21 protein-coding genes are annotated in these 23,806 nt (G+C 67.7%); 17 read left to right on the forward strand and 4 right to left on the reverse strand.

Going from position 1 to position 23,806, the window contains the following annotated elements; translation table 11 throughout:
* Positions 1-128 precede the first annotated feature (128 nt).
* Positions 129-266, reverse strand: coding sequence for a hypothetical protein (locus ACIQJ5_RS06015; RefSeq protein ID WP_402841861.1), 138 nt, complete (start codon positions 264-266; stop codon positions 129-131).
* Positions 267-760: 494 nt separating this feature from the next.
* Between ACIQJ5_RS06015 and ACIQJ5_RS06020 the strand changes: the two genes are divergently transcribed.
* From ACIQJ5_RS06020 to ilvC, 3 genes are all read left to right on the forward strand, one after another.
* Complete coding sequence (locus tag ACIQJ5_RS06020) at positions 761-2,563, forward strand: acetolactate synthase large subunit (RefSeq protein ID WP_231089788.1); 1,803 nt, start codon at positions 761-763, stop codon at positions 2,561-2,563.
* 106 nt (positions 2,564-2,669) lie between these two features.
* Positions 2,670-3,179, forward strand: a complete 510-nt coding sequence (gene ilvN / locus ACIQJ5_RS06025) for an acetolactate synthase small subunit (protein ID WP_231089789.1) — start codon at positions 2,670-2,672, stop codon at positions 3,177-3,179.
* Positions 3,180-3,245: 66 nt separating this feature from the next.
* The gene (gene ilvC, locus ACIQJ5_RS06030) at positions 3,246-4,271 is read left to right on the forward strand and encodes a ketol-acid reductoisomerase (RefSeq protein ID WP_231089790.1); all 1,026 of its coding nucleotides are present in this window, start codon (positions 3,246-3,248) and stop codon (positions 4,269-4,271) included.
* A 123-nt stretch (positions 4,272-4,394) separates the two neighbouring features.
* Here the strand turns inward: ilvC and ACIQJ5_RS06035 are convergent, their stop codons facing one another.
* Positions 4,395-4,748 carry a hypothetical protein gene (locus tag ACIQJ5_RS06035; protein ID WP_231089791.1) on the reverse strand — a complete coding sequence of 118 codons (354 nt, stop codon included), beginning with the start codon at positions 4,746-4,748 and terminating at the stop codon, positions 4,395-4,397.
* Positions 4,749-4,861: 113 nt separating this feature from the next.
* On the opposite strand from ACIQJ5_RS06035, the gene ACIQJ5_RS06040 reads away from it, so the two are divergent.
* On the forward strand, positions 4,862-6,175 hold the full coding sequence (locus ACIQJ5_RS06040; protein ID WP_402841866.1) for an alpha-L-fucosidase: 1,314 nt from the start codon (positions 4,862-4,864) through the stop codon (positions 6,173-6,175).
* A gap of 186 nt (positions 6,176-6,361) precedes the next feature.
* Here ACIQJ5_RS06040 and ACIQJ5_RS06045 read toward each other — a convergent pair whose 3' ends face one another.
* Positions 6,362-7,507, reverse strand: a complete 1,146-nt coding sequence (locus tag ACIQJ5_RS06045; protein ID WP_231089792.1) for an ROK family transcriptional regulator — start codon at positions 7,505-7,507, stop codon at positions 6,362-6,364.
* Between the two features lie 201 nt (positions 7,508-7,708).
* On the opposite strand from ACIQJ5_RS06045, the gene ACIQJ5_RS06050 reads away from it, so the two are divergent.
* The 11 genes from ACIQJ5_RS06050 (at position 7,709) to ACIQJ5_RS06100 (ending at position 20,236) form a co-directional block, all read left to right on the forward strand.
* The gene (locus tag ACIQJ5_RS06050) at positions 7,709-8,983 is read left to right on the forward strand and encodes an ABC transporter substrate-binding protein (RefSeq protein ID WP_231089793.1); all 1,275 of its coding nucleotides are present in this window, start codon (positions 7,709-7,711) and stop codon (positions 8,981-8,983) included.
* A 41-nt stretch (positions 8,984-9,024) separates the two neighbouring features.
* Complete coding sequence (locus tag ACIQJ5_RS06055; RefSeq protein ID WP_231089794.1) at positions 9,025-9,936, forward strand: carbohydrate ABC transporter permease; 912 nt, start codon at positions 9,025-9,027, stop codon at positions 9,934-9,936.
* Positions 9,937-10,061: 125 nt separating this feature from the next.
* Complete coding sequence (locus tag ACIQJ5_RS06060; RefSeq protein WP_231089795.1) at positions 10,062-10,952, forward strand: carbohydrate ABC transporter permease; 891 nt, start codon at positions 10,062-10,064, stop codon at positions 10,950-10,952.
* 6 nt (positions 10,953-10,958) lie between these two features.
* Positions 10,959-11,954, forward strand: coding sequence for an ROK family protein (locus tag ACIQJ5_RS06065; protein ID WP_402841873.1), 996 nt, complete (start codon positions 10,959-10,961; stop codon positions 11,952-11,954).
* 65 nt (positions 11,955-12,019) lie between these two features.
* Positions 12,020-13,594 carry a M81 family metallopeptidase gene (locus ACIQJ5_RS06070; protein WP_402842084.1) on the forward strand — a complete coding sequence of 525 codons (1,575 nt, stop codon included), beginning with the start codon at positions 12,020-12,022 and terminating at the stop codon, positions 13,592-13,594.
* A gap of 1 nt (position 13,595) precedes the next feature.
* Positions 13,596-14,951, forward strand: a complete 1,356-nt coding sequence (locus ACIQJ5_RS06075) for an alpha-L-fucosidase (RefSeq protein ID WP_402841875.1) — start codon at positions 13,596-13,598, stop codon at positions 14,949-14,951.
* 438 nt (positions 14,952-15,389) lie between these two features.
* Positions 15,390-16,103, forward strand: a complete 714-nt coding sequence (locus tag ACIQJ5_RS06080) for a copper homeostasis protein CutC (RefSeq protein WP_402841878.1) — start codon at positions 15,390-15,392, stop codon at positions 16,101-16,103.
* Positions 16,104-16,254: 151 nt separating this feature from the next.
* Positions 16,255-16,788, forward strand: coding sequence for a DNA polymerase III subunit gamma/tau (locus ACIQJ5_RS06085; RefSeq protein WP_402841881.1), 534 nt, complete (start codon positions 16,255-16,257; stop codon positions 16,786-16,788).
* Entirely contained in the window at positions 16,785-17,138 is a 354-nt protein-coding gene (locus ACIQJ5_RS06090; protein WP_231089801.1) for a hypothetical protein, read from the forward strand. Before ACIQJ5_RS06085 ends, ACIQJ5_RS06090 begins: the two co-directional genes overlap by 4 nt.
* Before the next feature lie 355 nt (positions 17,139-17,493).
* Positions 17,494-19,086, forward strand: a complete 1,593-nt coding sequence (gene serA / locus ACIQJ5_RS06095) for a phosphoglycerate dehydrogenase (RefSeq protein ID WP_231089802.1) — start codon at positions 17,494-17,496, stop codon at positions 19,084-19,086.
* 97 nt (positions 19,087-19,183) lie between these two features.
* Entirely contained in the window at positions 19,184-20,236 is a 1,053-nt protein-coding gene (locus tag ACIQJ5_RS06100; RefSeq protein WP_402841885.1) for a S66 peptidase family protein, read from the forward strand.
* Between the two features lie 259 nt (positions 20,237-20,495).
* Here ACIQJ5_RS06100 and ACIQJ5_RS06105 read toward each other — a convergent pair whose 3' ends face one another.
* On the reverse strand, positions 20,496-21,026 hold the full coding sequence (locus ACIQJ5_RS06105) for a TetR/AcrR family transcriptional regulator (protein ID WP_231089804.1): 531 nt from the start codon (positions 21,024-21,026) through the stop codon (positions 20,496-20,498).
* Positions 21,027-21,153: 127 nt separating this feature from the next.
* Here ACIQJ5_RS06105 and ACIQJ5_RS06110 point away from each other — a divergent pair, with 127 nt between their 5' ends.
* Both ACIQJ5_RS06110 and ACIQJ5_RS06115 read left to right on the forward strand, forming a co-directional pair.
* Positions 21,154-22,704, forward strand: a complete 1,551-nt coding sequence (locus ACIQJ5_RS06110) for an MFS transporter (RefSeq protein ID WP_231089805.1) — start codon at positions 21,154-21,156, stop codon at positions 22,702-22,704.
* A 19-nt stretch (positions 22,705-22,723) separates the two neighbouring features.
* Positions 22,724-23,776, forward strand: coding sequence for a 3-isopropylmalate dehydrogenase (locus ACIQJ5_RS06115; protein WP_231089806.1), 1,053 nt, complete (start codon positions 22,724-22,726; stop codon positions 23,774-23,776).
* Positions 23,777-23,806: the final 30 nt, after the last annotated feature.

Below are 23,806 nucleotides of genomic sequence, written 5' to 3' on the forward strand. Positions count from 1 at the left end.
GCGCGCATCGGGAGGTGTGACTCCGGCTTCCGGGTTTTGCTGGGTCGAGGCGATGTCGGGGTCCGTGTCGGTGGCGGGGACCTCGGTGCGGCTGAGTGTGTCGGATCCGACGGAGCTGGCTGTGGTCCTTACTGTGATCGCGTCGATCCGCGCGCATCGGGAGGTGTGACTCCGGCTTCCGGGTTTTGCTGGGTCGAGGCGATGTCGGGGTCCGTGTCGGTGACGGGGACCTCGGTGCGGCTCAGCACGACTGCACGGGGCGTCATGCCTGAGGAGCTTCAGCCTTCCTTCACGCGCGCTCGTGTCACAGGTGGCGCTGCACGGCGGGTGCCGGGCCGTAGACTCTCCGTATGCCCGCCGCATCGCCCTCGGACGCACCCCGTGCGTCCGCTCGATGCGTGCCGTGGGGGCGCGGTGTCGGGCAGCAGGCGAATCATGTATTACGCTTGATGCACGCTCACCCCGATGTCGGCACAACCGGACCCGGGGATGAGCGCAGAGCACTCGATCAGGCGACTCTCTTTCCCCTGTTCGTGCGCGATGGTGATCTGAATCGGGTCGATATCGCGGCTCCCTCCCCGGATTCACTCGTCGGGGGAGACGAGCTGGGCTCCGGTGAGTCTCACCGGACGCCGAAATATCCGCGCTCCACCCGACGCGTACAGGCCACGTCCTCCGGCCCGCCGCTGACTCCGCTCAGCCGCCGCTGCTGACGGCCTCACACTCTTCTCATCCGCACACGACACACAAGGAATGCACCATGTCCGACGCCTCCGCCTCGGCCGTTCCCCGGCCGCCAGCTCGCACCGCCACCGCGCCCGTGCTCACGGGAGCTGAAGCTGTCGTCCGCACTCTCGAGCTTCTCGGCGTCACGGACGTCTTCGGCCTTCCGGGTGGCGCCATCCTCCCCGTCTACGACCCGCTGATGGACACCACGAAGATCCGCCACATCCTCGTGCGTCACGAGCAGGGAGGCGGACACGCGGCTGAGGGCTACGCGTCCGCATCCGGCAAGACCGGTGTGACGATCGCGACCTCCGGCCCCGGCGCCACTAACCTCGTCACCGCCATCGCGGATGCCTACATGGACTCCGTGCCGATGCTTGCCATCACCGGTCAGGTGTTCTCCACGCTGATGGGAACCGACGCGTTCCAGGAGGCGGACATCGTGGGAATCACGATGCCGATCACCAAGCACTCCTTCCTGGTGACGCGTGCCGAGGACATCCCGGGCGCCATCTCGGCGGCTTATGAGATCGCGTCCACCGGTCGTCCCGGCCCCGTGCTCGTGGACATCACCAAGGACGCACAGCAGACCGAGGCGCCGTTCATCTGGCCGCCCAAGGTGGACCTTCCCGGCTACCGCCCGGTGACCAAAGCGCACGGCAAGCAGATCCAGGCGGCGGCGCAGCTGCTGACCGAGGCACGCAAGCCCGTGCTGTACGTGGGCGGCGGTGTGATCCGTGCGCACGCGTCCGAAGAGCTTCGCACCCTCGCGGAGTCGACCGGCGCCCCGGTCGTCACCACGCTGATGGCTCGTGGGGCATTCCCTGACTCGCACCCGCAGCACCTCGGCATGCCGGGTATGCATGGAACGGTTCCCGCGGTGCTCGCGCTCCAGGAATCCGACCTCATCGTCGCCCTGGGCGCCAGATTCGATGATCGCGTCACCGGTAAGGCCGAGCTGTTCGCCCCGCACGCGCAGATCGTGCACGTCGACATCGACCCGGCCGAGATCGGCAAGATCCGAGCGGCGGACGTGCCGATCGTGGGAGACGTGCGCGACGTGCTGATCGACCTGGATGCTGCCTTCCGCGGTCAGGCAGGCGGGACGAAGCCCGACACCGAGGAATGGTGGAGCTACCTCGATGGCCTCCGCGCCGAGTTCCCGCTGGGCTTCGCTCCCACGAGCGACGGTCTGCTGTCGCCGCAGTACGTGATCCAGCGCATCGGTGAGCTCTCCGGGCCTGAAGCGGTGTACACGGCAGGTGTCGGTCAGCACCAGATGTGGGCCGCGCAGTTCATCAAGTACGAGCGACCGAACTCATGGCTGAACTCGGGCGGTGCCGGCACCATGGGCTACTCCGTTCCGGCCGCCATGGGCGCGAAGGTCGCCGAGCCCGACCGCGTGGTGTGGGCCATCGACGGTGACGGATGCTTCCAGATGACCAATCAGGAGCTCGCCACCTGCATGATCAACGAGATCCCGATCAAGGTCGCGGTGATCAACAACTCCTCACTGGGCATGGTCAAGCAGTGGCAGACGCTGTTCTACGAGGGCCGCTACTCCAACACCGAGCTGAACACGGGACATGCGAGCATCCGTGTGCCCGACTTCGTCAAGCTGGGCGAGGCGTACGGTGCTCTCGCGATCCGCGTGGAGAAGGAGGAGGAGGTCGACGCCGCGATCAAGCTCGCGCTGGAGACCAACGACCGTCCCGTGGTGATCGACTTCGTCGTCTCCAAGGACGCCATGGTGTGGCCGATGGTCCCGCAGGGTGTATCCAACAGCTTCATCCAGTACGCACGCGAAAACGCGCCTGCCTTCGACGAGGAGATCTGATCATGTCGAATCACGCGCTGAACGTCACCCAGTACGCAGGCGGGAACGCGCCTGCTTTCGAATACACGCGCGAGAACGCGCCCGCTTTCGACGAGGAGATCTGATCATGTCGAGCCATGTGCTGAGCCTCCTGGTCGAGGACAAGCCCGGTCTGCTGACCCGTGTCGCGGGACTATTCGCCCGTCGCGGGTTCAACATCCAGTCCCTCGCCGTGGGCGTGACCGAGGTGCCGGGGCTGTCCCGCATCACCGTGGTGGTCGATGTCGAGAGCCAGCCTCTCGAGCAGGTGACCAAGCAGCTGAACAAGCTGGTCAACGTCATCAAGATCGTCGAGCTGGAACAGTCGGCATCCGTGCAGCGCGAGCACATGCTCGTGAAGGTGCGCGCCGACAACAGCACCCGCTCGAACGTGCTCGAGGTGGTCAACCTCTTCCGGGCCCAGGTGGTGGACTATGCCCCCGACGCCGTGGTCGTCGAGGTGACCGGCGACTCGGGCAAGGTGGACGCCTTCCTCCGCGCGATCGAGCCGTTCGGCATCAAGGAGCTCGCCCAGTCGGGCCTGCTCGCCATCGGCCGCGGCGGCAAGAGCATCACCGAGCGCGTGCTGCGCGGCTGACCTGCCGCCGGGCGTGCCACAGAACTTCCATCAGAACGTGAATCACGAACAAGGAGAATGCAAGAAGTGACTGAGATCTTCTACGACGCAGACGCAGACCTGTCGATCATCCAGGGCAAGAAGGTCGCGATCGTCGGCTACGGCTCGCAGGGCCACGCCCACGCGCAGAACCTGCGTGACTCGGGTGTCGAGGTCGTCATCGCCCTCAAGGACGGCTCGAAGTCGACCCAGAAGGCACAGGACGAGGGCTTCGAGGTCAAGAACGTCGCCGACGCGACCGCGTGGGCCGACCTCATCATGATCCTCGCGCCGGACCAGCACCAGCGCGGCATCTACGCCGACTCGATCCAGCCGAACCTCTCGGCAGGCAAGACGCTGGCCTTCGCTCACGGCTTCAACGTGCGCTTCGGCTACATCGACGCTCCGCAGGATGTCGACGTCATCCTCATCGCTCCGAAGGCTCCGGGCCACACCGTGCGCCGTGAGTTCGTCGCCGGCCGCGGTATCCCGGACATCATCGCCGTCGAGAACGACGCCTCCGGCAACGCCTGGGCAACCGCGCTCTCCTACGCCAAGGCCATCGGCGGCACCCGTGCCGGTGTCATCAAGACCACCTTTACCGAGGAGACCGAGACGGACCTCTTCGGCGAGCAGGCGGTGCTCTGCGGTGGTATGAGCCACCTGGTGCAGGCCGGCTTCGAGACGCTGACCGAGGCGGGCTACCAGCCGCAGATCGCGTACTTCGAGGTGCTGCACGAGCTGAAGCTCATCGTCGACCTGATGTGGGAGGGCGGCATCGCCAAGCAGCGCTGGTCGATCTCCGACACCGCCGAGTTCGGCGACTACGTCTCGGGCCCGCGCGTCGTCGACGCCAACGTCAAGGCACACATGAAGGACATCCTCACGGACATCCAGACCGGTGCCTTCGCCAAGCGCTTCATCGACGACCAGGACGCCGGCGCACCGGAGTTCCTCGCGCTTCGCGCCAAGGAGCAGGAGCACCCCATCGAGGCCACCGGCAAGGAGCTTCGCGCTCTGTTCGCCTGGACCAAGACGGACGACGACTACACCGAGGGTGACGCCGCGCGCTGATCCTCTCTCGAAGGCGGGGCCGGTTTCCGGCTCCGCCTTCGGCGTATCCGCCACTCGGTTTCATCGCGCGCACAGTGCTCGAAAGTGGCCAGAATTGGAGCGTTCTGCGCGCGATGAAACCGATCAGAGCAGGACGTCGAGCTGGAAGGCGCGGCTGTCGCGGCGCAACAGGGTCGAAAGCTCGCGCAGGCCGTCCGCCACCGAGCCATCCGTGAGCTCCGCGAGCCGATGAATGCTGGCGGCCGCCTCCGCGGGGGTATGCCAGATCGGATTGGGGCCGAGCAGCTCGGCCAGCTGTTCGGGATCGCCGCCGAAGTCCTCGGGGATGTCGCGATCGTCGGCGAATGAGCTCAGCCAGCGCACATCGTGCTCGTCGGCGACCGCGTCGATCTCGTCCAGGCGATCGATGAGGAGCTCGCCGTGTTCCAGGGCGGAGGTCTCGCCGTCCTCCCAGCGGATGATGAGTTCCAGAGACATGTCTCCAGTGTTGCAGGCGTGTGTCCCCGGCGCGAGGGGGTTCCAAGCAGCACACCTCGGATCAATTCGCCCATTTGTGGTCGAGAGCGCCCCGCAGGGTGGTCATACATCCGATGTCTGTGGCAGGATGGGATGAATCTGATCTGGAGGCGACGATGCGGCAGCAGTGGTTTGATGAGGCGCGATTCGGAATGTTCGTGCACTTCGGGCTCTATAGCGGGGCGGCCCGGCACGAGTGGGTGCAAAACTACGAACGTCTCACCGACGAGGACTACCGCCAGTACTTCGAGAACTTCGATCCCGATCGATTCGACGCGCGCGAGATCGCCCGCCGTGCCAAGGCGACGGGGATGGGCTATGTCGTGCTCACCACCAAGCACCATGACGGTTTTGCGCTGTGGGACTCACGGCTGACCGACTTCACGAGCATGGTGGCCTGCGGGCGCGATCTCGTGCGGGAGTACGTGGACGCCTTGCGGGCGGAGGGTCTGCGGGTGGGCCTGTACCACTCGGTCATCGACTGGCATCACCCCGACTTCACCGTGGACTGGAATCACCCGCGCCGCGATGATGAGAACGCACACGCGCTGAACGAGGGCCGGGACATGGCACGGTACCGGGAGTTTCTGTACGGCCAGGTGCGGGAACTCCTCACCGGATACGGCGACATCGACTACCTCTTCTTCGACTTCACTTATCCCGAGAGCCAGCAGGGCTGGGCGGGCAAGGGGCCGGAGGACTGGGACGCGGAGAAGCTGCTGGCGATGTGCCGCGAGCTCCAGCCGGCGATGCTGGTCAACGACCGACTGGGCATCCCGGCGGACTTCGTCACTCCGGAGCAGTATCAGCCGACGGCGCCCATCGTCGCCGCTGACGGGAGCGCGCAGGTGTGGGAGGCGTGCCAGACGCTGAACGGCTCATGGGGGTACCACCGCGACAACACCGACCAGAAGTCGGCCACGCTCCTCGTCCAGATGCTCGCCGACTCGGTGTCGATGGATGGCAACATGCTGCTCAACACGGGGCCCGACGGGCGCGGGGCCATCCCGCCGCGCGACGTGGCCACGCTGTCGGCGATCGGGGAGTGGATGTCGCTGCACCGCGACGCGATCGTCGGGGCGGGCCACGCGGACTTCACGCCGCCGCGCGAGGGCGTGTACACGCGCCGCGGCGATCGGCTCTACCTGCACCTGTTCTCCTGGCCGCTGGGCTTCGTGCACCTGCCGGAGCTGGCGGGGAAGGTCACCTACGCCCGGCTGCTGAACGACGGCTCGTGGCTGAAGACCTCGCAGACCGATCCCGACCAGGTCGCGGGGCTGATGACGCCGGCCGGTGAGGCCGAGGGCACGCTCACGGTCCATCTTCCCGTGCGGCGGCCCGATGTGCTCGTCCCGGTGATCGAGTTGCGTCTCGCCGACGGGATCTGACCAGCGGGCATCCGGTGATCGTGCCGGGTCTCGCCGGCGGGGTTTAGCCGGTGGGAGCCCGGCGCTGCCGTGAGTGCGGGACTGGCCGTTCGGTGGGTTCGTCCTGGTGAGTGTGCTGGGGTGCGTCGGCGGGGTTCTTCAGCAGGTGTCCGGCGCTGCCGTGGGTGCGGGATTGGAAGTCCGTCCTTATCCCAGCGGGATCTCGATGAGATCCAGCGCCAGGTCTGCGGCGCCGAACAGGATCGCGTCGGCGCCGGTCTGGGCTGCCTCGATCCGCAGGGACTTGGTCGCCAGGGGGTGGCAGACCTCGTAGACACGACTGCGGACCGCGGCCAGGAACGGCTCCGCCACGGTCAGGCTGCCCGTGAGGAACACCGCGTGTGGGTTGAAGAAGTTCACCACGCCGGCGAGCGCCTGGCCGAGGTGCGTGCCCGCAGTGCGTACCAGCGTGGTGGCAACCGGCTCGGCGTCCAGGGCGAGTGCGATCACATCGGCCGGCGTGCTGACGTCGAGTCCCGCATCGCGTGCCTGGCGGAGCAGGCTGGCGCCGCTGGCCACCGTCTCCAGGCATCCGGTGTTGCCACATGAGCAGGGCAAGTCGCCGCTGCCATCGATGCGCGTGTGCGTGATGTCGCCGGCCGCGCCGGTCGCGCCGCGGTGGACGGCGCCGTCCACGATGATGCCGGAGCCGATGGCGGTGCCCGCCTTGACGGTGATGCTGTGCCGCGTGGCACCGAAGTGCACCCGGTGTTCACCGAGGGCGGCGAGGTTCGCGTCGTTGTCGACCGCCACCGGGGCGCCATAGCGCGCGCGGAGATGCTCGTCCACGCGAAAGCCGGGCCACCCGGGCATACGCGAGGGCTGGACCACCGTGCCGGTCTCGATGTCGACGGGGCCCGGAAGACTCACGCCGATGGCCCGGATGCCGGAGTCCCCGGCGATGCGGTCGAACCCCGACTCGACCACGGCCATCGTCGCACGGGGACCGTCGGCGAGGTTCACGGGGATCGTCGTGACCTCCTGGAGTGCACCGCTCAGCGCGTGACGCCCGATGCGCGCGTGGCCACCGCCGAGGTCCACCGTGAGGATCACGCCCGCTTCGTCGTCGAGGTGCAGGGTGCGAGGCCGGCGGCCACCGCGGGATGCACCGTCGGCTCCCTCGCGTACCAGTCCGGCGTCGATGAGCATCTGCACGCGCAGCCCGGCGGTGGAGGGAGCGAGTCCGAGTCGCTCGGCGATTTGCGAGCGCGAGGTCGCCTCGCCGTGTGCGATGAGGCGGAGGGCGTCACGCAGCGATGCATCATCGGCCGATGCGGGAATCACGGAAGACATGGGATCTTTCTGTCGGGCGTTCTGCCACGCTACCGGCCCAGAAGTCCAGCAGGTGCAGCATGACGTTTTATCAAGCTTCGGTAAAGGTCCGATGTTCGACTTGTGTCGACCATCGAACTCTGACATGGTGACTTTACACACAACTGCACCAGCTTGGTTCGATGACCGAACTAAGTGTCCCGATCGCCGAGGAGGCATTCAATGAAGAAGTTGCGCGTGGGCGCGGTGGCGGCAGCCGCCGGCATCGCTGTTGTGCTGACCGGGTGCTCCGGCGGCTCCGACGGTTCGAACGCAGGCTCGGGCGGTTCGGGCGACAAGCCCACCATCGTCGTCGACATGTGGTCCGGCAGCGAGTCTGACACCAAGGCTCTTCAGGAGCAGGTGAAGTTCGCCCAGGAGGCGAACCCCGACATCAACATCAAGCTGCAGACCGCTCCGTGGGGCGACTACTTCACCAAGCTCACCACGAACATGGCCTCCGGGAACATGGCGTGCGTCTCGGGCATGAGCGGTGCCCAGCTCGGTGGGTACACCGCCGGCTTCCGCGAGCTGAGCGACGAGGACCTCAAGACCGCCGGACTGGACCTTGCAGACTTCAACGTCGGCGCCGATGGCATCCTCGGGTTCGAGGGCAAGCTCTACGGCCTCCCGTTCGACGTCGCCACGATGCTCGTCTACTACAACCAGGACATGCTGACGGCGACGGGTGCTCCCACGCCGGAGATCGGCTGGACCTTCGACGACTTCGATAAGACCGCGGCGGCGGCCACCAAGGACGGCAAGTTCGGCTTCGGCATGGGCATGGGCGGATACCAGTGGGTGTCCCTTCCCATCTCGATGTCCGGCACCCAGCCGGCGAACGCCGAGGGCAAGCTCGAGATCGACAACGCGGACTTCGTCAAGGCCGCCGAGTGGTACGCCGGCCTCGTGACGGACAAGAAGGTCGCCGCCCCCGTGGCCTCCGCATCCGACACCGGGTGGGGCGAGGACCAGTACTCCAGCGGAAACGCCGCGATGGCTGTCGACGGCACCTGGAACGCCGTGAGCTACCTCACGAACGAGTCGGGCTTCGCTGCGGGCATGGCACCCCTCCCCGCCGGCGCCAAGGGCAGCGTCGGTCCGATCCTCGGCTCCGGCTACGGCATCGCCAAGACCTGCGACAACCCCGAGGCCGCGCTGAAGGTCATGGGCTCGCTGCTGGGCAAGGACGCGCAGGACTACATCGCATCCTCCGGCCGCTCCTACCCGGCGCGCACGGCTTCGCAGCCGCTGTACTTCGAGTCGATCGATGAGAAGTACCGCGACCAGGTCAAGTCGGTCTTCGAGGCAGCCTTCGCCAGCACCACGCCGCTGTACATGACGAAGAACTGGGACAAGCTCGACAACTACATCCAGCCCAACCTGGTGTCCGTCTACAGCGGCCAGATGACCATGGCTGACCTGCTGAAGAACGCGCAGTCGCAGTTCGGCAACTGACGTATCCGATACGTCTCCGCAGTGAACCGAGAGAAAGCAAGATGACCAAGACGAAGAATCGTCGAGGGTCGCTCGCGCGGGTCGAGTCCCGCTGGGCGCTGGGCTTCGCAAGCCCAGCCCTGGTGGGGCTCGCCCTGTTCACGATTGTCCCGGTGGGACTCTCGATCGTGATGAGCGTCTTCGACTGGCCCGTGTTCGGCGATCGCACCTTCAACGGCTTCGCCAACTACGCGAAGCTGTTCGACCCGAGCAAGAGCCCGGATTTCTGGCCGGCACTTCGTAACTCCGCGGTGTACACGATCCTCTACGTCCCGCTGAGCATCGCGCTCTCGCTGGCACTGGCGCTCGGGCTCGGCCCGCGCATCCGCGGCCGTGGCGCACTGCGTGTCCTGTTCTTCATCCCGGTGGTCACCCCGATGGTGGCCAACGTGCTGGTGTGGAAGATGATGCTGCAGCCGCAGGGCCTGTTCAACGGCGTCTCGCAGTCGTTCTTCGGTATCACCCTCCCCAACTTCCTCGCCGACCCGTTCTGGGCGATGATCATGGTCGTCGCCATGAGCGTCTGGCAGGGGCTGGGCTACAACATGCTGATCTTCTCCGCCGCACTCGAACAGCTGCCCGACAGCGTTCTCGAAGCCGCGGCGATCGACGGCGCGCAGGGCTTCCGCCGGGTGTGGAGTGTGATCCTTCCGATGATCTCGCCCTCGGTGTTCTTTGCGGCGATCATGACCATGATCACCTCCCTCCAGGTGTTCGCCCAGCCCCAGCTGCTCACCGGCGGCGGACCCGGCAACGCCACCAAGCCCCTCGTCATGTACATCTGGGAGCAGGGGTTCACCTTCGGCGATCTCGGCCTCGCGGCGGCCGGCGCATGGATCTTGTTCGCGATCATCATCGTCATCACGGGTCTGCAGTTCACCGCGCAGAAGAAGTGGGTGCACTATGAGCACTGAAACTCGGTCACTGGTTCCTGGTTCGCGGTCCGTCCGTGTGGAAGAAGCGGGTGCACTGTGAGCACGGAAACTCGGTCACTCGTTCCTGGTTCGCGGTCCGTCCGCGTGGAAGAAGTGGGTGCACTGTGAGCACGGAAACTCTGATTGCTCCTGCCCCGCGTCAGCGCAAGCGCGGCGTCGAGACGACACCCGCGGCCAAGGTGCGGCTCGTCCTTGCCCACGTGCTGATCTACGTCGCGGCATTGATCTTCGTCGCCCCGCTCATCTACGCGTTCTTCTCCGCCCTCAAGCCGAACGTCGAGATCTTCTCGATGCCGCCGACGCTGATCGGCTCGCAGGTGAAGTGGTCCAACTTCGTTGACGTGTTCCAGTACGGCCCGTTCGTCCGCTACATCGTGAACTCGTTCATCGTGGCGATCCTCGGCACCCTCGTGGTGATCATCGTGTCCACCGCGGCCGGATACGCATTCGGACGCCTGCGGTGGAAGGGGCGCGACGCCGTCTTCATCCTGTTCCTCGCCACCCTGATGGTGCCGGCTGAGGTCCTGGTCATCCCGATGTTCCAGCTCATGCAGAACTTCGGCTGGGTCAACACGATGCAGGCGCTGGTGCTGCCGTTCGCGTTCGGAGCGTTCGGCACGTTCCTGATGCGACAGTTCTTCCGCGGCATTCCCTTCGAGCTCGAGGAGGCGGCGCGCGTCGACGGCGCCAACCCGCTGCGCTCCTTCTTCAGCATCATCCTTCCGCTGTCGAAGTCGGCCGTCGCTGTGCTCGCGGTCTTCACGTTCCTGTCCTTCTGGAACAGCTACCTGTGGCCGCTCATCGTCGTCAGCGACACGTCCGCGCTCGGAACCCTGCCGATCGGTCTGGCGAGCTTCGCCGGCCAGAACGGCACCCGATGGGACCTCCAGATGGCTGCGGCGATCATCTCGATGATCCCGACGACCGTGCTCGTGATCGTCCTGCAGAAGCACCTCGTCAAGGGGATCGCCATGGCCGGCATGGGTGGTCGTTGATCCTTGATGAGCAGTGACCTGTACGCCGCCGCCGCGGCGTCATCCGGCGAGGACCTCCTCGTGGCCGGAATCGACATCGGCGGAACCAAGATCGCCGTGCTGGTGACGGGAGAGGACGGCGCCGTACTCGCGCGCGGCGTCGTTCCGGCCCCGGCCCAGGACGGCGGGGCCGCCATGGCCGATGCCGCTGCGACCCTCACTCGCGATCTCGTCGCCCACCTCGGTGGCACCCTCCGCGCCGCCGGCGTTGGGGCTGCCGGGGTGGTGGATCCTGTCAGCGGAACCATCCTGGCTGCCTCGGCGATGTTCACCGACTGGGTCGGGTTCGCCCTCGCGGACGCGCTCGCAGAACGTCTCGGCGTGCCGGTGGCGGTGGAGAACGACGTGAACGCGTTTCTCCTCGGCGAGGTCGCCGCAGGTGCCGGGCACGGCGCCGACGTGCTCGGGGTGATGCTGGGCACCGGGGTCGGAGGTGCACTCGTGATCGACGGCGCACTGCGACATGGGCCGAACGGCGCCGCGGGCGAGATCGGTCACACCCCGGGTTACAGCGATCTGGTGTGCACGTGCGGTCAGACCGGACACCTCGAGACGCTGGCCTCCGGCACCTCGATCGCCCTGCGCTACGGCGAACGCGGCGGTGCGCACGGGCTCGCCGCCGCCGAGGTGGCCCAGCGTGCCCGGGCCGGGGACGCGGACGCGATCGCCGTGTTCCAGGACGCAGGACGTGCGGTGGCCCTGGCCTGCGCCAGCGCTGCGACCCTGGTCGACCTGGACGTCGCGGTGATCGGCGGGGGAGTCTCCCACGCGTGGGATCTTCTGGAGCCGACGATCATCGCCACGCTGCAGACCGACGCGCCCGTGTCCGGCGCGCCGCTGCGGATCATCCCGGCAGCGCTCGGATCCGACGCCGTCGCGCTCGGGGCTGCGGCTGCGGCGCGCTCGCGCACACCGTCATTCCTCGAAACCGCCCCACCCGTCGGCAGCCGGCCGACGCCCTGATACTCTTCCCCCGCTTCAGAGAAGGAGCCCCCGTGACCGAACGACCGGAAGCCCACGAGATCTGGATGGGACCGCTGAGCCCTGTCGCGGAAGGCGGGCTTGCCCGTCCCCGCATCGGCATCGCCGGGATCTCGATCGAATCGAGCACGTTTTCGCCGCACATCTCCGGTGACGAGGCTTTCACCATCCGTCAAGGCGACGACCTGCTGGCGTACTACCCCTTCCTCGATGCGGGACGCGAGCTTCGCGAGGCGGCCGAGTGGACACCCATCTATCACGGCCGTTCCCTTCCGGGTGGTGCCGTCGCGCCGGAGACCTACCAGCGCATGAAGGCGGGAATCGTGGACGGCATCCGTGCCGCGATCGCCGATGACGGTGCGTTCGACGGGTTCTTCTTCGACATCCACGGAGCCATGAGCGTGGTGGGGATGCAGGACGCCGAGGGCGATCTCGCACAGGCCGTCCGGCGTGAGCTCGGTCCCGACACCCTGATCAGCACGTCGATGGACCTGCACGGCAACGTGTCACGCGTGCTGCTGGATGAGGTCGACCTCCTGACCTGCTACCGCATGGCACCGCACGAGGACTGGATGAACACCAAGGAGCGTGCCGTCTGGAATCTCCTGGCGCGCCTGCGGGGTGAGCACGGTGGTGACCCGCTCGAGCGACGCCCGCTCAAGGCGTGGGTACCTGTTCCCGTGCTGCTGCCCGGTGAGAAGACCAGCACGCGGCTGGAGCCGGCGAAGGGGATCTATGACGAGATCCCGGGGATCGAGTCCCTCCCCGGCGTGGTCGACGCCGCCGTCTGGGTCGGCTATGCATGGGCAGACGAGCCTCGCAACATGGCGATCGTCGTGGTGATGGGTGACGACGCGGAGCTCATCGCGCGCGAGGCCGAGCGCCTGGCTCGACGGTACTGGGACGCGCGCGCCGACTTCGTCTTCGTCGGCCCCACGGCCACGCTCGGCGAGGCGCTCGATCAGGCGCTCGCACCCGGCGCCGCGCGCCCCTTCCTGATCTCCGACTCGGGCGACAACCCCACCGCCGGCGGCGCCGGCGACGTCTCGTGGACGCTCGGGGAACTGCTTCAGCGGGCGGAGCTGCGCGAGGCGGGGCGCACGGTCATCCACGCTTCCGTGTTCGACGCGGACGCGGTCTCGAAGGCGGTTGCCGCGGGTGTGGGCAGCAGCGTCACCCTCGAGGTCGGCGGCCGCGTGGATCCCGGCCCCCGCGGACCCGTCGAGATCACCGGCGAGGTGTTCTCGATCACGGAGGGAGACCCGGATGCTGGAACCCAGATCGTGATCCGTGCGGGAAGTGTGTTCTCGATCATCACCGAGCGCCGAAAGCCCTTCCACCACCTGGAGGACTTCCGCATGCTCGGTCTCGAGCCGGAGAGCGCCGACGTGGTGATCGTGAAGATCGGCTACCTGGAGCCGGAGCTGTACGACCTCGCCGCGGACTGGATCCTCGCGCTCACGCCTGGCGGCGTCGACCAGGATCTCCTGCGGCTCGGGCACCACCGTCTCCAGCCCGGCGTGTATCCGTTCGACGACTCCGGCGTCGTGCCGGTGCTGACCCCCGTGGTCACGCGGCGCGGTGCGGATCCTGTCGTCTCCGTCGGTGGAGGGGTCAACTGACATGATGAACTTCGAAAAGCGCATCGGTCCCGACTTCGGTGGGGACGGCCCCGAGTACCCCGTGAGCGGAGCCGTGCCCGAGTGGTACCGGGACGCGAAGCTCGGCTTCTTCATCCACTGGGGGCTGTACTCGGTTCCCGCCTGGGCGATCCAGCACGGCCCCGGGGTCCACATCCCGACAGAGGACGCCTACGCCTATCACCAGTACGCGGAGTGGTACGGGAACACCGTCCGCATCGCGGGCAGTCCCACGTGGATCCGCCACCAGGAGGTCTACGGCACGGGCACCAGCTACGAGGATCTCGCAGACCTCTGGCGCGCAGAGGCGTTCGACGCGGACGCCCTCGTTTCCGAGCTGGTGGGCGCGGGAGCGAAGTACATCATCCCCACCACCAAGCACCACGACGGCTTCGCCCTGTGGGACACCGTGACGAGCGGGTTCAACGCGGCTCGTCGGGGCCCGCGGCGCGACCTGATCGGCGAACTGCATGACGCCACGCGGCGCCGCGGCGCACGGTTCGGCGTGTACTACTCCGGTGCGCTGGACTGGCACACGGGGGACTTCCCGGCGATCGAGAGCGACACGGACCTGTTCCGCTTCCGCCGCAATGACGAGCAGTACTCCCGCTATGCGGCAGCGCAGCTGGAGGAACTGGTCGAGCGCTTCGCTCCGGACGTCCTGTGGAATGACATCGACTGGCCCGATGGGGGCAAGGGGCACGACGAGTTCGCGGTGGCGGCTCTGCTGCGGCGCTACTTCGCGGCCGTGCCCGAGGGCGTCGTGAACGACCGGTGGGGCGTGCCGTACCACGGCTTCCTCACCCGGGAGTACACGCACATTGAGGACGTGCAGGATGCCGTGTGGGAATCCACGCGCGGTCTCGGCTACTCGTTCGGGTACAACCAGGCCGAGGGCCCCGAGCAGTCGCTCTCGGGCACCGATCTCATCCGCCTGTTCGTGGACGTGGTGAGCAAGAACGGCAACCTGCTGATCAACACCGGTCCGCGAGCGGACGGCACGATTCCCGACCTGCAGCTGGCTGCGATGCGTCAGCTCGGCGACTTCCTCCGGGTGAACGGTGGTGCGATCTACGCGACGCGTCCCTGGATCCGCGCCGGGGAGGGGCAGGGAACACCCCGTGCCTACACCTCGTCCGCCTCCGGCACCCACGTGCACGTGCTCGATCCTGCTACGGGCGTGGTGGAGCTCCCGGCGGAGCTCGCCGCGGCCTCCGGTGCGCGGTGGGCCGGTACTGAAGCGGCGGAGATCGTCTCGCGAGCGGACGGCACCGCGACGGTGGCTGTTCCGGAAGCCCTCCGCGGCGACGCGGTGGCGACGCTGACCGTGCCCGCCTGAGGCTTGCGAGCACGGTGCCGCGGCGTGCGGGGAATCGAACCCCCGTCTCGAGCACCTACGGCGCATGATGGAGCAGGCAAGACCTGCTCGAGTCCGATGATGCGACAGCGGGCGGGGACGGGCTCCGCGGGTGATCTGCTCACGTTTCGGAGCGCGACTCGGGTCGGCTGCTGGTGAGCCGGAATCCGGTGCTGGTGAGCCGGAATCCGGTGCTGGTGCGGCGGTTCTGATGCTGGTGAGCCGGGATCTGGTCCTGACGAGTCGGGATTCGGTGCTGGTCAGGCAGGATTCGGTGCTGGTCAGTCGGGATTCGGTGCTGGTGAGTCGGTCGGGGTCTGGTGGTGTGCCGGGACTCGGTGCTGCTGAGTCCGGACATTGTTGGTGAGTCGGCACGTGTGCTGGCGAGTCGAGATGGATGCTGACAGTGGAGGCTGAGAGATGACGGTTTTGGAGATCGTGGCACAGTCGCCGCGGGACGCTCGCGTGGCGATCGGGAACGGCGCGGATCGCGTGGAGTTGTGCCAGGCGTTGATCACCGGCGGGATCACGGCGTCACACGCGGTGATGGCCGGTGCCGTCGATGCCGTCGGCGGGGATCGCGTGGCTGCGCTCATCCGGCCGCGGCCGGGCGGATACGTGTACGACGCGGACGAGATCGCGGTGGTGGCAGCGGACATCCGCTCCGCCGTCGCGCTGGGCATCGGCGCGGTCGTCGTCGGCGCACTCCGGCCGGATCTGTCGGTGGATACCGACGCAGTCCTGCGGTGGCGGGAGGCGGCGGGCGACGCCGACCTGGTGTTCCACCGCGCGATCGACGTGCATCCGGATCCTGTCGCCGCGGTCGGTGAACTCGTCAACGTGGGCGCGACGCGCATCCTGACGTCGGGCGGAACCGTGCGAGCCGGCGACGGTACCGCCGTGCTCGGAGCGATGGTGGCTGAAGCCGGCGGGCGGCTGCAGATCCAGGCCGGGGGCGGAGTGACGATCGACGCTATCCCGGCGCTGCGTGCCGCCGGCGTCGACGCTATCCATCTGTCGGCGCGCGTGGCCATCACCGATGGCACACCGGCGGGCCCCGGCGGCGGAGTGGACGAGTACGACGTGGTCTCCCAGGAACTGGTGCGTGCCGCCCGCGTCGCCGCCGACGCCTGACGTTCCCGGTGCTCGGATGCTCCGTTTGTGGCCCATCGCTGCGGATTCCGACGCCTGACGCCCGTTCCCCCGTATCTCCGTTGCCGGCGTCGTTCGTTGCCGGGGGGAGTGGGGAGGGTGCGGGGAGCGGAAGCGTCCGTAGACTGAGGGCATGAGTTCCGAGCCGCAGGGCGCTCCCGATTCCGCACCCGAACACGGTGCCGCTGAGCCGACACTCGCGCGCGGCTGGCGTGCCGTGGGCAAGGGGGCGGACAGCGTGCACACCGAAGGTGAGCCCGTCACCGACCCGCCCGCCGCGACAGCCGATGACGACGACAGCGAGGCGAAGTCGTTCGCGGGCGATGAGGTCGTGCACGACGACCAGCCCGTGGAAGCCGGAAACGGCGCCCTGCTGGGCATCGGCATCCTCGCGGGCGTCTATCTGCTCTACGTGATCGGCTGGTTCATCGGCGGCAATCGCCTCGACGTGGTGGGCGATCTCCTGCTGGCCAACGGCCCGATCTACACGATCGTGAAGTGGACCGCCATCGCGGCTCCGGCGGTCTGGTTCACCGTGGTGTTCGTGCTGACCCTGCGCAGTCGCACCTGGGTGCGCTTTGCCTGGCTGATCGCCGGCGTCGTACTCCTGGTGCCGTGGCCGTTCGTCATCAACTGGGAGAGCGCACTGATGGGAGGCGTCCAGTGAGCGAGCAGACGGTGAAGCCGGCCACGCGCGGTGCCGGGTCGTGGTTGCGGTGGACGGTGGCCGCGGTGTTCGGCCTCGTCTACTCCTTCGCGATCTGGGTGGCGATCTTCGCGCTCGTGCTGGCGTCACAGGGCAACACGGGACTGACCCCCGCAGGCGTCGGAGTGGGCCTCATGCCCGTGCTCTTCCCGGTGCTGGTCTACGCGGGCATTGTCGTGGTGGGACGGCGACTCTGGGTCTGGAAGCAGGCGCTCCTGTTCCTGGCGGGCTTCGCGCTGGTCGGTGTGTTCTGGCTGGACGTGGTGATGCTGCAGGTGGCCGCGCAGTCCTCCCTCGTCGGCGCGGGCTGAGCGCAGGGCGGGTCCGCGTCCCCGTCCCCGTCCCCGTCCCCGTCAGGGGAGAGTGTTTCGGGACCTCCGAGGGGCCCGGGGATCTGGGGGCGAGAAAAGTGATCCGGAATGCCGCACCGCGCACTCTGAGGCGCCGTGCTGGTGGGCCTTCAGCATTCTGCTCGCCTGAGCGCAAGTGCTGGATGCCGGGTGCTCGATTGCGCGCCCGCGCGGGTGCGTACTGAATGGTCCGGGAACGTCACGTGAACGAGAGCACCGGTGCCGAGACTGTAGGCTGACACCGATCGCGCCCCCGACGGCGTGCGGCGCATCGGCCCTCCCCATCACGCGAAAAACCGCATCGAAGGATACCTCTGTGACGAAGCCCGTCGTTCTTCTCGCCGAAAAGCTCTCGCCCGCCACGATCGACGCGCTCGGTCCCGACTTCGACGTCCGCGACGTCGACGGCACCGACCGGCCTGCACTGCTGTCGGCGCTGGCCGATGCGGACGCCGTGCTCATCCGATCGGCCACCCAGATCGACGCGGAGGCCCTCGCTGCCGCCCCGAAGCTCAAGGTGGTCGCCCGCGCGGGCGTGGGCCTGGACAACGTCGACATCAAGGCCGCCACGACCGCGGGCGTCATGGTGGTCAACGCGCCCACGTCCAACATCATCTCCGCGGCGGAGCTGACCATCGGCCACATCCTCTCGCTCGCTCGTCGCATCCCGGCCGCCCACGCATCGCTGTCGGCCGGTGAGTGGAAGCGCAGCTCCTTCACGGGCACCGAGCTGTTCGAGAAGACGCTGGGCATCATCGGCCTGGGTCGCATCGGTGCGCTCATCACCGCGCGCATGCAGGCGTTCGGCATGCGCGTCGTGGCTTACGACCCCTACGTCACCAGTGCTCGCGCCCAGCAGCTGGGTGTGGAACTGCTGAGCCTGGACGACCTGCTGGAGCAGTCGGACTTCATCACCATCCACATGCCGAAGACGCCGGAGACCACCGGAATGATCTCCACGGCTCAGCTGGCGGCGATGAAGAAGTCGGCGTACATCGTGAACGTGGCCCGCGGCGGGCTCATCGACGAGGCCGCGCTGGAGGCGGCACTCACATCGGGAGAGATCGCCGGTGCGGGCCTGGACGTGTTCAGCTCGGAGCCCCCGAAGGAGACGGGTCTGCTCGGACTGCCGAACGTCGTCGTCACCCCGCACCTGGGCGCGTCGACGGATGAAGCACAGGAGAAGGCCGGCATCTCGGTGGCCCGCTCGGTGCGTCTGGCACTCGGCGGCGAGCTGGTCCCGGACGCGGTGAACGTCGCCGGTGGCGCCATCGACCCCTATGTGCGTCCGGGCATCGCCCTGGTGGAGAAGCTCGGCCAGTTCTTCTCCGCGCTGGCGAAGTCGCCGCTGACGAGCCTGGACGTCGAGGTGCACGGCGAGCTCAGCGGCTACAACGTGGACGTCCTCAAGCTCGCGGCGCTCAAGGGCGTCTTCACCAACATCGTGAGCGAGTCGGTGTCGTACGTGAACGCGCCGCTGCTCGCAGACCAGCGCGGCATCGACGTGCGCCTGCTGGTGGATGACCAGTCCGACGAGTACCGCAACGTCATCACGCTCACGGGCGCCCTCTCCGACGGCACCCAGCTGTCGGTCTCCGGAACGCTCACCGGGCCGAAGCAGATCGAGAAGCTGGTCGGCATCAACGGCCTCGCCCTCGAGCTGCCCATCGAGAAGCACCACATCGTCATGGTCTACACCGACCGTCCCGGTATCGTCGCCGTCTACGGCCAGAAGTTCGGCGAGGCCGGCATCAACATCGCCGGCATGCAGATCGCCCGCCAGTCCGCCGGTGGACGTGCGCTGTCGGTTCTGACGGTCGACTCCCCGGTCTCGGACGAACTGCTGGAAGAGGTGAGCTCGGCCATCGACGCCGACGTGTTCCGTCAGATCGAGATCACCGAGGCCTGAGCCACGCTGCGTGCACGGCAGAGCCCGCCCCGGACGGGGCGGGCTCTGCCGCGTCTGCGGAAGCATCTCGGGGCGAGCTCGCCCATAGGGTGGAGTCATGGCAACCCCGCACTTCCGGCCCGTTCCCCATGCCCGTCCGGGAGATCGGATCGCCGTGCTGTCGCCGGCGTTTGCCGCGCCGGCGATCTCCGTCGAGGTGCACGAGCAGGCGCTTCGCCGTGTGCAGGAACTGACCGGACTGATCCCGGTCGAGTTCCCGACGACGCGGACGGCGGGGGTCAGCGCTCGCGCCCGGGCGCACGACGTGAATGCCGCTTTCGCTGATCCCGCGATCCGCGCCGTGATCGCGACGCTCGGCGGTGACGACCAGGTGACCGTCATCCCGCACCTCGACGCGGCCGTGATCGCCGCGGACCCGAAGCCATTCCTGGGGTACAGCGACAACACCAACCTCCACTCGTTCCTCTGGCGGCTCGGCGTGCGCAGCTTCTACGGCGGTTCCACCCAGGTGCACCTGGGGCCGGGCCCCGCCGTCGATCAGATCCACGCGCGGTCGCTCCGGGCGGCGCTGCTCGACGGCGGCGAGATCGAGCTGACGGAACCGGGGGAGTCGGAGGACTTCGGCCGGGAGTGGACCGACCCTCGGGCGCTGACCGAGTACGGCGATCGTGAGCGGACCGAGCCGTGGGCGTGGGCGGGCCCGGCCCGGGTGGTGAGCGGTCCGACGTGGGGTGGGTGCATCGAAGTGCTCGACCAGGTGGCACTGGCCGATCGGATGCCGTCCCTCGACGAACTGCGCGGGTCGATCCTCCTCCTGGAGACCAGTGAGACCCTGCCCGGCGCCGACGAGGTGCGCCGCTGGGTGCGTGGCCTCGGGGAGCGAGGTGTGTTGCAGGCTGTGAGCGGTGTGCTGGTCGCGCGACCGGTGGTGACCGATCGGGGAGTTCCTCTCCCGTCCGCGGCGGAACGCGCGCGGCTCCGGGCCGCACAACGCGAGGTGATCGTCGAGCAGATCGAGCGGTACAACCCCGACGCGGTCGTCTGCGTGGGAGTTCCGTTCGGTCACACGCGGCCGCAGTGGATCATCCCGCACGGTGGCATGGTGCGTCTGGACGGTGTGGCGAGGACGGTCACGGCGTCCTACGACTGAGGTGGGCGACGAGTGTGACGAGATGACCAGCCGGATGTCCCGCTCTTGGCTCTGGCATTCCGTACGGTGGCATGCGGCTGGACGGTGTGGTGAGGACGGTCACGGGGTCCTCAGATTGAATGGGCGACGAGTGGCTCGAGATGACCAATCGGATGTCCCGCTCTTGGCTCCGCCGTTCCGCACGGAGGCACCGTGTGGCTGGACGCTGTGGCGAGGGCGGTGACGGCGTCGTGCGACCGAGCCGCGGTCATCCGCGGGTTCAGTCGGCGAGTTTGCGGACGAGCGTGATCAGCGCGTCCATGTCGGCGATCTCCGCGACGGACCCGATCTCCAGCGCCTGATTGAAGTACACGCCGTCGGCCACCAGCATCACGAGGGTGAGCGCCGTGTCATCGGGCACGTGCGGGGCGAGGAAGGCGCGCCAGCTCTCGCGGAGGCGACGCAGCGCCTCCGTCGCGGTGGGGGAGCCCGACGTCGCCAGGCGTCCGACGGAGACGATGGCTCGATCCAAGGGTGAGTTGATGGTGGCCGAACTGCGGATGAAGGCGTCGACCACGCCGCCCGCCGACGCGGCCATCGCGTCGAGATCCTCGATGACGAGACGGTCCATCCGCTCGACGAGTGCCTCCTCCATCGCGGACTTCGATCCGAAATGGTAGAGCAGGCCGCCCTTCGAGACACCCGCAGCGCGCGCGGTGGCATCCATCGTGGCGGCGCGCTCACCGTCGTCGATGAGCAGCGACTCGAAGGCGTCGAGCACCTTCTCACGCGCGTGCGGGGGTCGTGCCATGCCCAGCATCCTCTCATGCGGATTGATTACTGTACCGTCTGGACGGTATAACAGTACCCACCGGATCGCCATCGCGCTCCGGTGCCGCTACAGAACAGGGGAGCCTGTTCACGAAACCGAGGAAGAAATGTCTGTCGACACCCACGCCCTGCGTGCCGATATCGAGACGGGCCGGGTCACCTGGCGCGGATGGGTCGCGCTCGCGATCCTCATGCTGCCGGTGCTGCTGGTCTCGGTCGACAACACCGTGCTGACCTTCGCACTGCCTGACATCGCCATCTCTCTGCAGCCATCGGCCATCGAGCAGCTGTGGATCATCGACGCGTACTCGCTCGTGCTCGCGGCGCTTCTGGTGACGATGGGAACGCTCGGCGACCGCTTCGGTCGCCGCCGGCTGCTGCTCATCGGAGCGATCGGGTTCACGGTCGTCTCCGCGCTGGCGGCTTTCGCGCCTTCCGCGGGGTGGCTGATCGCGGCGCGTGCGCTGATGGCCATCTTCGGTGCCATGCTGATGCCGTCGACGCTGTCGCTGATCCGCACCATCTTCACCGACGCGGTCCAGCGGCGGCTCGCGATCGCCATCTGGGCGGCGGGCTTCTCCGCAGGCGCCGCGCTCGGACCGATCGTCGGTGGTTTCCTCCTGGAGCACTTCTCCTGGGGCTCCGTGTTCCTCATGGCCGTGCCGGTCATGATCCCGCTGCTGATCCTTGCGCCGTTCCTCGTGCCCGAGACGCGCGACCCCAACCCTGGCCGTATCGACCCGATCAGCATCGCGCTGTCGATCGCGACAATGGTGCCGGTCGTGTACGGCATCAAGGAGCTCGCGGTCGAGGGACTGCTCTCGCCGGCGCCGATCCTGTTCGTGGTGGGTCTGGGCTTCGGGTGGCTGTTCGTTCGTCGGCAGCTGCGCGCGGATGTCCCCATGCTGGACATGAAGCTGTTCCAGACGCCCCGCTTCACGGGTGCCATCCTCGTGAATATGCTCAGCGTGTTCGCTCTGGTGGGCTTCCTGTACTTCGTTTCGCAGCACCTGCAGCTCATCCTCGGTCTCTCGCCGATGGCCGCAGGCTTCGCGCTGGTCCCGGGCCTGGTGGTCATGATCGTGGCGGGTCTCGTCGTCGTTCCGATCGCGCAGCGCGTGGCGCCTCGCGTCATCGTGCCCGTGGCCCTGCTGTTCTCCATCGCGGGCTTCGTCCTGTCCGCACTCGCATCGCAGGAGGGTGCGCTGCTCACCCTGGTGATCGCGTTCGTCCTGCTCGGCATTGGCATCGGCATGGCCGAGACGGTGTCGAACGATCTCATCCTGGCCAGCGCACCGCCGGCCAAGGCGGGTGCCGCCAGTGCCGTCTCGGAGACCGCATACGAACTGGGCGCCGTACTCGGAACCGCCGTGCTCGGAGGACTGCTCACCGCGCTCTACCGGACCAACCTCATCATCCCGGACGGCGTGGGGCAGGATGCCGCCGATGCCGCCCGGGAGACGCTCGCCGGTGCCATGGTGACCGCCGACGAGATCGGCGGGGCCGTCGGCGATCAGCTGCGCCTCGCCGCCGCTCACGCGTTCGACTCGGGTGTGCTCACCACGGGCCTCATCGGCGCAGGACTCGTGGTGATCGCGGCGGTCATCGCGGCCACTACGCTGGGAGGGAAGTCCGTCGCACACTCCGACGCGGAGTGATGCCGCCCTGAGGAGAGCAATGTCGCGTGTCGTGAAGCTGGCCGTCATCCCCGGTGACGGGATCGGCCCCGAGGTGGTCGCCGAAGCCGAGAAGGTGCTGGATGCGGTCACGGCCGAGTCCGGCGTCACTTTCGAGAAGACCCGGTTCTCCCTCGGTGCCGCGCGCTATCTCGAGACGGGCGACACGCTCACCGACGAGGACCTTGCGGCGATCGCCGAGAACGACGCGATCATCCTCGGTGCGGTCGGCGGGGTCCCCGGTGACCCGCGTCTGAAGGACGCCAACATCGAGCGCGGGCTGCTGCTCAAGCTGCGCTTCACGCTGGACCATTACGTCAACCTCCGCCCCTCGCGCCTGTACCCGAACTCGGCCAGCCCGCTGGCGAACCCGGGCGACATCGACTTCGTCGTGGTGCGCGAGGGCACGGAGGGGCCGTACGTCGGCAACGGCGGCTCGATCCGCCGCGGCACGCCGCAGGAGATCGCGAACGAGGTCAGCGTCAACACCGCCTTCGGTGTCGAGCGCGTGGTCCGTTACGCGTTCGAGCTGGCCGAGCGCCGCCGCCACAAGCTCACGCTGGTGCACAAGACCAACGTGCTGACCTTCGCCGGCGGCATCTGGCAGCGCATCGTCAACGAAGTGGCGTCGGAGCACCCCGACGTGGCCGTAGACTACTTGCACGTCGATGCGGCAACGATCTTCCTGGTCACGAACCCGTCCCGCTTCGACGTGATCGTCACCGACAACCTGTTCGGTGACATCCTGACCGATCTGGCAGGTGCCGTCACCGGAGGCATCGGCCTCGCCGCCTCGGGGAACATCAATCCCGATGGCACCTTCCCGTCGATGTTCGAGCCCGTGCACGGTTCGGCGCCCGACATCGCGGGCCAGCAGAAGGCGGATCCCACCGCTGCGATCGGTTCCATCGCCCTCCTGCTCGACCACCTGGGGCTCGAGGACGAAGCACGTCGCGTGAACGACGCGATCGAGGCGGACGTCGCCGCACGCGGCGACCAGCCTCGCACCACGACTCAGATCGGCGATGCCATCGCCGAGCGCGTTCGGGCGTAGCCTGAACCCGCGCAGAACGCTTCTTCGAAC

This window comes from Microbacterium sp. GXS0129, from assembly GCF_044769785.1.
Classification (GTDB): domain Bacteria; phylum Actinomycetota; class Actinomycetes; order Actinomycetales; family Microbacteriaceae; genus Microbacterium; species Microbacterium nymphoidis.

Excerpts from the sequence above, each read along its gene's own strand:
- ACIQJ5_RS06085 (WP_402841881.1), top strand. The coding sequence starts at position 16,255 with ATGAGTTCCGAGCCGCAGGGCGCTCCCGATTCCGCACCCGAACACGGT.
- ACIQJ5_RS06105 (WP_231089804.1), bottom strand. The coding sequence starts at position 21,026 with ATGGCACGACCCCCGCACGCGCGTGAGAAGGTGCTCGACGCCTTCGAG.
- ACIQJ5_RS06050 (WP_231089793.1), top strand. The coding sequence starts at position 7,709 with ATGAAGAAGTTGCGCGTGGGCGCGGTGGCGGCAGCCGCCGGCATCGCT.
- ACIQJ5_RS06110 (WP_231089805.1), top strand. The coding sequence starts at position 21,154 with ATGTCTGTCGACACCCACGCCCTGCGTGCCGATATCGAGACGGGCCGG.
- ACIQJ5_RS06055 (WP_231089794.1), top strand. The coding sequence starts at position 9,025 with ATGACCAAGACGAAGAATCGTCGAGGGTCGCTCGCGCGGGTCGAGTCC.
- ACIQJ5_RS06075 (WP_402841875.1), top strand. The coding sequence starts at position 13,596 with ATGATGAACTTCGAAAAGCGCATCGGTCCCGACTTCGGTGGGGACGGC.
- ACIQJ5_RS06035 (WP_231089791.1), bottom strand. The coding sequence starts at position 4,748 with ATGTCTCTGGAACTCATCATCCGCTGGGAGGACGGCGAGACCTCCGCC.
- ACIQJ5_RS06020 (WP_231089788.1), top strand. The coding sequence starts at position 761 with ATGTCCGACGCCTCCGCCTCGGCCGTTCCCCGGCCGCCAGCTCGCACC.
- ACIQJ5_RS06115 (WP_231089806.1), top strand. The coding sequence starts at position 22,724 with ATGTCGCGTGTCGTGAAGCTGGCCGTCATCCCCGGTGACGGGATCGGC.
- ACIQJ5_RS06070 (WP_402842084.1), top strand. The coding sequence starts at position 12,020 with ATGGGACCGCTGAGCCCTGTCGCGGAAGGCGGGCTTGCCCGTCCCCGC.
- ACIQJ5_RS06045 (WP_231089792.1), bottom strand. The coding sequence starts at position 7,507 with ATGTCTTCCGTGATTCCCGCATCGGCCGATGATGCATCGCTGCGTGAC.
- ACIQJ5_RS06040 (WP_402841866.1), top strand. The coding sequence starts at position 4,862 with ATGTCTGTGGCAGGATGGGATGAATCTGATCTGGAGGCGACGATGCGG.
- ACIQJ5_RS06080 (WP_402841878.1), top strand. The coding sequence starts at position 15,390 with ATGACGGTTTTGGAGATCGTGGCACAGTCGCCGCGGGACGCTCGCGTG.
- ACIQJ5_RS06065 (WP_402841873.1), top strand. The coding sequence starts at position 10,959 with ATGAGCAGTGACCTGTACGCCGCCGCCGCGGCGTCATCCGGCGAGGAC.
- ACIQJ5_RS06100 (WP_402841885.1), top strand. The coding sequence starts at position 19,184 with ATGGCAACCCCGCACTTCCGGCCCGTTCCCCATGCCCGTCCGGGAGAT.
- ACIQJ5_RS06015 (WP_402841861.1), bottom strand. The coding sequence starts at position 266 with ATGACGCCCCGTGCAGTCGTGCTGAGCCGCACCGAGGTCCCCGTCACC.
- ilvN (WP_231089789.1), top strand. The coding sequence starts at position 2,670 with ATGTCGAGCCATGTGCTGAGCCTCCTGGTCGAGGACAAGCCCGGTCTG.